Raw genomic sequence first — 9,552 nt, forward strand, 5'->3', positions numbered from 1 at the left:
GGGGAACGGGACGAGCGGGGTCCGGACGGCGACGCCCGCGACGCGCTCGGCGGCCCGCTCGATCTCCGGCAGCGAAACAAGATCGGACATGGTCTCGAAGACTACTTCGCGCGCCGCGCCGCAGGCGCGCCGCAGCCCGTTTCCCCCGTGACTTGGCAGGTCAAATGGGGTCAGTGCGGGAGCGGTGGCCACAGTGCCGAATACCGAGCGCGATCGCTCCTGCTCGGGAAACTACGGTCGGTGATCTTTTCCGAAAACAAGGGAGAAATCGGTCTTGACCCGCCACACTGTAAACAGTCCACCCGCGCCGAGAGCGGGACAAAGGGGGAGAGAAAACGTGGAGAGCACGAGCGAGCGCCTGCTGACCCCAGGGGAGGTCGCCGCCCTCTTCCGGGTCGACCCGAAGACGGTCACCCGGTGGGCCGCCGCGGGCCGCATCAGCAGCATCCGCACTCCGGGGGGCCACCGGCGCTTCCGCGAGTCCGAGGTGCACGCGCTGCTGCGCGGCGAGGAGCCCGTCGCCGAGCACTCGGCCCGCTGACGAGGCTCTGGCCGCCCGGACCGCCGCGCCCTCGACGGTCCATCCAGCCGGGCGGCCGGGGCATCGCACCGCCCCGGGGACGCCCCGCGCCCCGCGCTCCCCGCGCCCTCCGGCGCTCAGTCCTCCGCGTCCCCCTTCCACTCCTCGAACCGGCGGAGCAGGTCCGCGTCCTCGTCCCGCCAGCGGCGCCGCCGGTCCTCCAGTTCCTCCTCGGTGAGCGACTCGCGGAGCAGCCGGTCGTAGTCGGGGTCGTCCGGGCCGATCTCCACATAGGCGTCGGCGATGATCCGTCCCTCGCGCGCGCCGGATCCGGGCTCGGAGCCGTCCGCGCCGGCGATCACGCTGTGCGGGACCCGGAGCGTGCCGTCGGGGAGCCGGATCACGTACATCGTCGATCACCCTCGCCGTCTGCCGTCGCCGTCATCACGGTGTCCTAGATCCCGTACTCGCGGTTGAAGAAGAGCATGACCTCAAGGGCCGTCCTGATGTTGCCGGCGAGCATATCCACGAGCGCGGGACGCTGCCGGGAGGAGATCGCGGCGAACGCGTCGGCGAAGAACTCGCGGCGGCCGAGCGCGCCCGGCTGCCGGTGGAAGCCGCTCGCCAGGTGCGGCAGGCACTCCTCGTACAGCTTCCGGAACGCGGGGCTGTCGGACGTCCACTCGCCGTCGGCGCCGTCGATGTCGTCGAGGGCGTGCCCGACCTCGTGCAGCATCACGTCCGGGGTCGGGGACGGCCGGTCCCCCACGACGATCTTGCGGTCGCCGTAGGCGCCGGCGCAGATGTCCCAGGTCGCACGGCCGGACGGCAGCGGCCGGTCGCGCAGGTGGCCCATGTCGTCGAGCTGCGGCACCCCGCCGGGCCCCACGTAGATGCCGTCCAGCCCGGCCGCGAGCTTCTCCTTCAGCCGCTCGGGCAGCGACGCCAGGCTCTCCACCGCGCCGATCACCTCGGGCGGCGGCGGCCCGTCGCGGACGTCCCACTGCCGGTGCAGGACGTCCTCCAGCACGCCGCAGTGGCGGCGGCCGTCGGCGGCGTGCGGCATGCCGGGCGGGTGCGGTTCGACGCGGAGCCGGTCGTCGTCCAGCTCGAAGTCGCTCCAGGAGTAGTCGCCGGCGCGCGGCCGCCCGTGGCCGCGCCGCGCGAGCCGGCCGGTCAGCCCGCGCGGGCCGCCGGCGGTGTCCGCGCCGGCCGGCCCGGCGTCCGGGCCCTCCACCGCGAAGTCGTCGTCGCGGCCCGCCTTGCGGAACCGGCCGAACCGGTCCCGCGGCTGGTTGCTGCGCGGCCGCGTCCGCCCCGAGTCGGGCGGGGACGAGGCGTAGGCGAGCTCGTCCCCGCCGGCGCCGTCCCGGCCCGCCTCGGGTCGGAACCGGCCGCCGCGGAGCACCTCCCGGGCCCGCTGCTCCCGGGGTTTGCGGTGGACGCCTTTGAAGCGCATCGGGCTCCTCTGTCCGCGGGACCCGCGGGGTATCGAGCGGCGTGCGCCGCTGGACCGGGTCCCCGGAGGCAGGGTAAGCCGGAACCCGACATCCCGTCATCCCCGCGAGTCACTCACGGGGACGCGCGACGCCCCCACGCCCCCCTGGTTCGCTTTGCTCAGGCGTAGGAGTGCAGGCCGGAGAACATGTAGTTCACGCCGAAGAAGTTGAACATCAGCGCGGCGAACGCGACCAGCGACAGGACCGCGGCCTTGCGGCCCTTCCAGCCGGCGGTGGCGCGGGCGTGCAGGTAGGCGGCGTAGATGATCCAGGTGATGAAGGACCAGATCTCCTTGGGGTCCCAGCCCCAGTAGCGGCCCCACGCCTGGTCGGCCCAGATCGCGCCCATGATGATGGCGGCGGTCCAGATCGGGAACGCGAACGTGGTGACCCGCATCGACAGCCGGTCCAGGCCGTCGGTCGACGGGAACCGCGACAGCACGCCGCCCTCCGCGGCGCCGCCGCGGGCCTCCGCGCGGTCCTTCACCAGGTAGAGGAGGGTCGCGGCGCCCGCCACGGTGAACGCGCCGGTGGCGATGATCGCGGCGGACACGTGCAGGGCGATCCAGTAGGAGTTGAGCGCGGCGGTGACCGGGCCGACCGAGTCGTAGAGCCAGATGTTCGCGACGCCGAGCGCGACGGCGGCGGCGATCATGACGAACGCGCCGAGGAAGCGCGCCCGGTACCGGATCAGCACGACCAGGAACGCGGTGACGGCGGCGAACGCGATCGCGGTGAGGAACTCGTACATGTTCCCCCACGGCCACCGGTTCGCGGCGAGGCCGCGGGTCACCAGCACGCCGAGGTGCGCGCCCCAGCCGAGGATGTTCAGCAGGATGGCGAGCCGGGCCCAGTCGGCGCGGACGCGGCCGGGCTCGGCCCCGTCCTGCCCCGCCCCGGCCGCGGCGGTGCCGCCGCCGGCGTCGCCCGCGACGGTCTCGGCGCCCGCGGCGCCGACCAGCACCTTCGCCGGCGCCTCCGCCGACTCCGCCGCGGCCGCCGGGGCGGCGGCCGCGCGGCGGCGGCCGAAGCCCAGGTCGGCGGCGTAGGCGACCATCGCGACGATGTACATCACGACGGTGGTCAGCATGAGCTTGTCGCTCAGGTTCGCGAGGTCGGCAGTGCTCACCTCGTCACTCCTTCGGTTCGGGCGCCGACCCGGATTCCTGATCGGCGTCGGGGTCGGGGCCGGGCTCACCTGACACGGGCTCACCTGACACGGGCTCGCCGGATTCGGGCTCACCGGATTCGGGCTCGCCTGACTCGGGCTCGGGGGCGGGCCCGTCCGCCGGACCGCGCAGCGCGGTCACGATGTCGTCGAACTCCGAGGTCGGGTTCCCCAGCGTGAGACCGCCGACCTCCACCACCGTACGCCCGCCCTTCCCGGCGCTCGCACGGACCCACACCCTGCGCCGCCGGACCATGAACGAGGTCGCCACGCCCAGCACCGCGAGGATGGACGCGACCAGGGCCGGGATGCGGCCCGGGTCGCGGTTGACCGACAGGCTCGTCCACTCCTTGAGCCCGTCGAACGTGATCGAGCCGGCCCCGTTCGGGAGCTTGAACGTCTCCCCCGGCTCCAGCAGCTTCTGGCCGTCCTTGACCGGCTGCAGCGTCTTGCCGATCCCCTCCAGCTTGTAGACCGACTGGGGGGTGCCGGAGTCCAGGCCGATGTCGCCCTTGAACGCGGTGATCGTGACGACCGGGCGCAGCGGCGCCGGGAACCCCGACACGATCTGCTTGCCGTCCTCGCTGGCGACCGCCGTCGGCCACAGGATCGCGTAGAAGGCGAGCTGGTCGGGCTGGGCGTCGGGGACCTTGATGACGCCCTCGGACGTCAGGTTGCGCGGCTCCATCTCCAGGAACGGCACCGTGTCCTGGAAGGCGACGTTGCCCTTGGCGTCCCGGACGGTGAACGCGGGCGCGTACCCGTGGCCGAGCAGGTACACCTTCGCGCCGCCGACCATCAGCGGATGGTTGATCTTCAGGTCGTACGGCTTCTCCTCGGCGTCCGGGCTCTCCCGGTACCGGACCCGCGCGTTGAAGTCGGTCGCCAGGCCGCGCTTGGCGCCGTCGGTCTCGTACGTCGCCTTGAAGTCGTCCAGCGTCATCGTGAAGGGGGCGAGCTCGCCGGTGGTGAACGCGCGCCCCGGCTCGAACTGGTCGTACAGGCCGAGCGAGTTCGCGAACGTCTTGCCCTCGGTGAGCAGCACGTTCCCCCGGTAGCCGAGCAGGTTGCCGAGGCCGAGCGCGAACAGCAGCGCGAGCAGCGCCAGGTGGAACAGCAGGTTGCCCGACTCGCCCAGGTAGCCCTTCTCGGCGGCGACGGCGCCGCCGGACTCGTCCACCCGGAACCGGCGCCCGCGCAGCGCCGTGCGCGCCTCGGCGAGCACCTCCTCCGGGGAGGCGTCCGTCTCGTACTTCGCCGACTGCGGCAGCCGCCCGAGGTTGCGGGGCGCCGCCGGCGGGCGGGCCCGCATCGACTTGTAGTGCTGGACGGCCCGCGGCAGCACGCAGCCCGCCAGCGACACGAACAGCAGGATGTAGATCGCCGCGAACCAGGGCGCGGCGAACACGTCGAACATCGAGAACTTGTCGAGCCACGGGCCGAGCGTCTTGTGCTCGTCCAGGTAGGCGACGACCTTCTCCGGCGCCTGCCCCCGCTGCGGCAGGATCGACCCGGGCACCGAGCCGAGCGCCACGAGGAACAGCAGGATCAGGGCTGTGCGCATGGTGGTGAGCTGGCGCCAGCCCCACCGCAGCCAGCCGAGCGGGCCGATGCCCTTCGGGTGCGGCACCTCCGCCGGCGCCTGCCGCGCGGCGGGCGCCTCGGTACCGGACTCCCGGGGGTCGTCCTTGAGGTCGTGCTTGGTGTCAGTCATCTCAAATCACCGGTTCGAAGCCGCTGATCCACGACTTCAGCTCGATGGTCAGGTCACCCCACAGGCCGCTCACCAGCAGCACCCCGATGAGGACGAGCATCCCCCCGCCGATCCGCATGACCAGGGGGTAGTGGCGCTTCACGGCGCCGAACGCGCCGAGCGCCCTGCGGTAGGCGATCGCGGTGAGCACGAACGGGAGGCCGAGCCCGACACAGTACGCCAGCGACAGCAGCGCGCCCCGTTCCGCGCTCGCCTCGGCGATCGCGAGGCCCTGCACGGCGCCGAGCGTCGGCCCGATGCAGGGCGTCCAGCCGAGCCCGAACAGGACGCCGAGCAGCGGCGCGCCGGCCAGACCGGCCGCCGGGAGCCGCCCCGACTTCAAGGTCCGCTGCAGGCCGGGGATGAGCCCCATGAACGCGAGCCCGAACACGATCGTGACGGCGCCGAGGACGCGGGTGATCGTGTCCTGGTACTCCAGCAGCCACCGGCCGAGCCCGCCGAAGACCGCGCCGTAGCTGACGAACACGACGCTGAAGCCCGCGATGAACAGCAGCGCCCCGGCGACGAGCCGCCCGCGCCGCTGGTCGGCGAGGTCGGCGCCGGTCATCCCGGTCACGTACGACAGGTAGCCGGGGACCAGCGGCAGGACGCACGGCGAGGCGAACGAGACGAGCCCGGCGAGCGCGGCGAGCGGCGCCGCCGCCACCAGCGACCCGCCGACCACCGTCTCGCTGACCGTACTCACTTTTCCTGGACGACCTTGGCGACCAGGGGGTTCAGCTTGGAGTACGTCGTCGCGCCGATGATGCGGGCGGCGACGCGGCCCTGCCGGTCGAGGACGAGGGTGCTCGGGATCGCGCTCGGCGGCACCTCCCGGAACGCCAGCGTGACCTGGCCGTCGGCGTCGTACAGGCTCGGGAAGGTCACCTTGAACTTGCGCTCGAACGCCTGGGCGTTGGCCTTGGAGTCCTTGAAGTTGACGCCGAGGAACTCGACGCCCGCGGCCTTGTTCTCGGTGTAGACCTGCTCCAGGGACGGCGCCTCGCCGCGGCACGGCGCGCACCACGACGCCCAGAAGTTGACGACGACGACCTTGCCCTTGAGCTCCGACAGGTGGAACGCCTTGCCGTCGAGGCGCTGCCCGGTGACGTCCTGGAGGCCCTTGCGGCCGGCGGGCTTGTACTCGGTGATGTTGCCGTCGCCGGCGATGAAGCGGTTGTCGCCGCCGTCCGGCCCGCTCCCGGAGGCGTTGGTCCCGGCGCAGCCGGCCAGCAGGCCGCAGAGCGCGGCGGCAGCGGCGGCGGCGCGCAGCGGGGAGACTCGGGGGCTCAACGGACCCTCCTACTACTACAAGACGTAGTACTCAACTTAGCGGTGCGGTCAGGCACCCGCGACACTGGGGCCCTTCGCGATGCCGGCGGCGGGCTCGCAGTAGGCCACCTCCACCAGCCGGCTGCCCTCGAACGTCAGGCTCGTCAGGCTGGCCAGCCCGCACTCGCGGCGGCCCGGGTGGTGCCACAGCCGGCGGTGCTCGGCGTGCAGCCGCAGGATCCAGATCGGCAGCTGGTGGCTGACGCACACGGCCTCGTGCCCGCGCGCCGCCTCCCGCGCCCTGATCACGGCGGCGCGCATCCGGGCGGCGAGCTGCTTGTACGGCTCGCCCCACGACGGCTTGACCGGGTTGACCAGGTGGCGCCAGTGCTCGGGGCGGCGCAGCGACCCGGCCCCGGCCCCGAACGTCAGCCCCTCGAAGTGGTTGTCGGCCTCGATCAGACGGTCGTCCACGGTGACGGGCAGGTCCATCGCGTCCGCGAGGGGCGCGGCGGTCTCCAGCGCCCGCTGCATCGGCGAGGAGAACAGCGCGGTCACGTCCCGGTCGGTGAACCATTTGGCGGCGGCCTTCGCCATCAGGACGCCGTCCTCGCTCAGCCGGTACCCGGGCAGCCGCCCGTACAGGACGCCCTCGGGGTTGTGCACCTCACCGTGCCGGAGCAGGTGAACGATCGTCGTGTCAGTCATCGCGGTCAGGTTACCCGCGCTCACCACCCGGCCCGTCCCCGGTCCCACCAGTACGGCGGCGCCGCTCGGCGGGGTCAGATGCGGGTGGAGGCGACGAACTCGGAGATGGCCTTCGCGGCGCGGTCGAGGTCGGCCTTCGGGGGCTTGGCGTCCTCCAGCCGCTGGGTGAACCAGTAGAAGAGCGCGGCGTCGCAGATGGCGGACTGGGCGGCCGGCGCCGTGCAGGTGATCGGCCAGGTGACGCCGCGCGGCGTCAGGACGGCCAGCTCCGCCTTCACCGCCGGCGACGGCGGGAGGTTGTCGGTGCCGGGGCCGCGGGTGAGCACCGCCTGGTAGCCGGGCACGCCGGTCGCCAGGGGCGTGCGCGTCGACAGGATGGACGAGCACTCGTTGCCCTGCGCGCGTTCGCGCTGCGCCTGGGCGGAGTCCGGGAAGTACGTGCACATCTGGATGCGGATGCCGCCGACCGAGCCCTGCCAGTTCTGCTCGACCAGGGCCGTCCCGAAGTCGCCGACCGAGCTGGCGCCCGCGTTCGCGCCGACCGACGCCTCGCACTCCGCGCCCGCCGGGCCGATCAGCAGCCCCTGCCCGGAGCGGTACACGGCGGCGTTCTTCGGCATCTTGACCTGCGCGGGGAGCGTCACCTTCGCCGGGCCGTCGGTCGGGGTGATCACCGCGCCCGGCGCCCGCGTGATGCACGGCCTCACGTCCGCGACGGTGGCGGCGACCCGGGCCGTCGCCGAGGGGCGCGGCGCCGGGTCCTGCTCGGTCACCTGCTGGACGGCGATGGCGCCCGTGCCGACGACCGCGACCGTGCCGACCGCGACGGCGGTGAGGCCCGCGCCGCTGCCGAGGAACGCCTTGACGGCGGAGCCCGCGGCGACCTTCCCGGCGACCGACGCCGTCCCGGCCCCGGACACCCCGGCGCCGGAGGCTCCCACGGCGGCGCCCGTTCCCGCGGCGGCTCCGGCGGCGCCGGCTCCGGCGGCGGACGCCGCACCCGCGGCGCCCGGCATCAGCCAGGCGGCGAGCGGGAACAGCGCGGCGAGCGCCACGGCGCCCGCCGACAGGGCGTGCACGCCCCGGGCCTCCCAGTCCCGGCCGTAGGCGGCCTGGGCGGTGCGTTCCAGGTCGTCCACGAAGGCGGCGGCGCCGGCCGGACGATCCTCCGGCGACTTGGCCATGCCCTGCAGGACGAGCGGCCGCAGCGCCTCGGGCACGGCATCGACGGGGATCTCGCCGGTGAGGTGCGCCCGCATCAGTTCGGCACGGCCACCGCCGTAGGGCCGCTGCCCGGTCACGCACTCCACGAAGACGCAGGTCGCGGCGTACACGTCGGTCCTGGGCGTGGCGACGTGCCTGCTCCACTGCTCCGGAGCCATGTAGTACGGGGTCCCCGCGCCGCCCGCCTCCTCCCCGGCGGGGGTGGCGATACCGAAGTCGACGAGGCGGCTCCGCCCGTCCGCAGGGACGACGACGTTCGCGGGCTTGTAGTCGCGGTGGACGACGCCGACCGCGTGCGCGGCGGCCAGCCCCAGCAGCGAGCCCTTCAGGACGGCGAGCGCCGCCTCCGGGCCGAGCGCGCCGTGCCGCGCCAGCACCTCCTTGAGGGAGACGCCGTCCACGGCCTCCATGACGATCGCGGCGGTGTCCGGCCCCTCGACGAGCCGGAAGAGGCGCGCCACGTGCGGGCTGTTCGCGCGGCCGAGCATGAGCGCCTCATGGCGGAGCCGCTCCCGGTCCGCCTCGTCCGCCCGCGCCGCCAGATACTTGATCGCCACCGGGGTGCCGGACGCGTCGTGCCGGGCGAGCACGACCCGCCCCTGGGCGCCCGCGCCCAGCTCGCGCACCTCGGTGTACCCGCCGACCCGCCACTCGCCTTCCATGATCGCGAGAACCTACCGAACAAGGTTCGCGCGTGGCGACCCGGGGCGGGTGCGAGGGCAGGTCAGGCCGGGGCCGGGACGTCGGCGGGAGCGTCGGTGGGGACGTCGGCCGGGACGGCCGCGCGCAGGGCGGTGACGGCGGCGCGGATCGCCGGGCGGCGGGCCGCCTCCTCCCGCCACACCGCGTACACGCGGCGCGACAGCGGCGCGGCCAGCGGCACGATCGCGACGCCCGGCGGGACGTCGCAGCGGCCGAGGCGCGGCAGGATCACGCAGCCGAGCCCGGCGGCGACCAGGGACAGCTGCGTCGCGAACTCGTAGGCCATGTGGTCGATGCGGGGCTCGCTGCCGGCGGCGCGGAGGGTGCGCAGCAGCCAGTCGCAGCAGATGCTGTCCGGCACGGAGCTGATCCACGGGTCGCCGGCCAGCTCGCCGAGGTCGATCGTGTCGCGGCCGGCGAGGGGGTGGTCGGCGGGCAGCGCCACGTCCGCGACGTCGTCGCAGATGACGCCCTTGCGCAGGCCCTCGGGCAGCGGCAGCGGCTCGTTGTTCCAGTCCTGGACGACGGCCATGTCGAGGTCGCCGCGGGAGACCAGCGGCATGCTGCGCATCGGGTCCTCCTCGCGGAGCAGGACGCGCAGGTCGGGGTGGTCGGCGCGCAGGGCGCGCAGCGCGCTCGGCACGAGCCCGCGGACGGCGGTGGGGAAGGCGGCGAGGGTGAGCTGGCCCACTACGATGCCCCGGGT

At 73.9% G+C, this 9,552-nt stretch carries 10 protein-coding genes; 1 reads left to right on the forward strand and 9 read right to left on the reverse strand.

What is annotated here, in order from left to right:
* Positions 1-337: 337 nt before the first annotated feature.
* Complete coding sequence (locus ETD96_RS34025; protein ID WP_021593176.1) at positions 338-541, forward strand: BldC family transcriptional regulator; 204 nt, start codon at positions 338-340, stop codon at positions 539-541.
* Between the two features lie 116 nt (positions 542-657).
* Here the strand turns inward: ETD96_RS34025 and ETD96_RS34030 are convergent, their stop codons facing one another.
* The 9 genes from ETD96_RS34030 to ETD96_RS34070 form a co-directional block, all read right to left on the reverse strand.
* Positions 658-930 carry a hypothetical protein gene (locus ETD96_RS34030; protein WP_138640592.1) on the reverse strand — a complete coding sequence of 91 codons (273 nt, stop codon included), beginning with the start codon at positions 928-930 and terminating at the stop codon, positions 658-660.
* A gap of 44 nt (positions 931-974) precedes the next feature.
* Positions 975-1,979 carry a hypothetical protein gene (locus ETD96_RS34035; protein ID WP_138640593.1) on the reverse strand — a complete coding sequence of 335 codons (1,005 nt, stop codon included), beginning with the start codon at positions 1,977-1,979 and terminating at the stop codon, positions 975-977.
* A 158-nt stretch (positions 1,980-2,137) separates the two neighbouring features.
* Positions 2,138-3,148 carry a c-type cytochrome biogenesis protein CcsB gene (ccsB, locus tag ETD96_RS34040; RefSeq protein ID WP_138640594.1) on the reverse strand — a complete coding sequence of 337 codons (1,011 nt, stop codon included), beginning with the start codon at positions 3,146-3,148 and terminating at the stop codon, positions 2,138-2,140.
* Positions 3,149-3,152: 4 nt separating this feature from the next.
* Positions 3,153-4,901, reverse strand: a complete 1,749-nt coding sequence (resB, locus tag ETD96_RS34045; protein WP_205719584.1) for a cytochrome c biogenesis protein ResB — start codon at positions 4,899-4,901, stop codon at positions 3,153-3,155.
* 1 nt (position 4,902) lies between these two features.
* Positions 4,903-5,646, reverse strand: a complete 744-nt coding sequence (locus tag ETD96_RS34050; protein ID WP_138640595.1) for a cytochrome c biogenesis CcdA family protein — start codon at positions 5,644-5,646, stop codon at positions 4,903-4,905.
* Positions 5,643-6,233, reverse strand: coding sequence for a TlpA family protein disulfide reductase (locus ETD96_RS34055; RefSeq protein WP_240808428.1), 591 nt, complete (start codon positions 6,231-6,233; stop codon positions 5,643-5,645). Before ETD96_RS34055 ends, ETD96_RS34050 begins: the two co-directional genes overlap by 4 nt.
* 48 nt (positions 6,234-6,281) lie before the next feature.
* Positions 6,282-6,920: a histidine phosphatase family protein gene (locus ETD96_RS34060; protein WP_138640596.1), complete on the reverse strand. Its 639-nt coding sequence runs from the start codon at positions 6,918-6,920 to the stop codon at positions 6,282-6,284.
* A 74-nt stretch (positions 6,921-6,994) separates the two neighbouring features.
* A complete protein-coding gene (locus ETD96_RS46125) occupies positions 6,995-8,806 on the reverse strand; it encodes a serine/threonine-protein kinase (protein WP_205719585.1) in 1,812 nt (603 codons plus the stop codon).
* A 62-nt stretch (positions 8,807-8,868) separates the two neighbouring features.
* Positions 8,869-9,552: LysR substrate-binding domain-containing protein (locus ETD96_RS34070; RefSeq protein ID WP_138640597.1), on the reverse strand; the 684-nt coding region annotated here is incomplete at its 5' end.

Source organism: Actinomadura geliboluensis (assembly GCF_005889745.1).
Classification (GTDB): Bacteria; Actinomycetota; Actinomycetes; order Streptosporangiales; family Streptosporangiaceae; genus Spirillospora; species Spirillospora geliboluensis.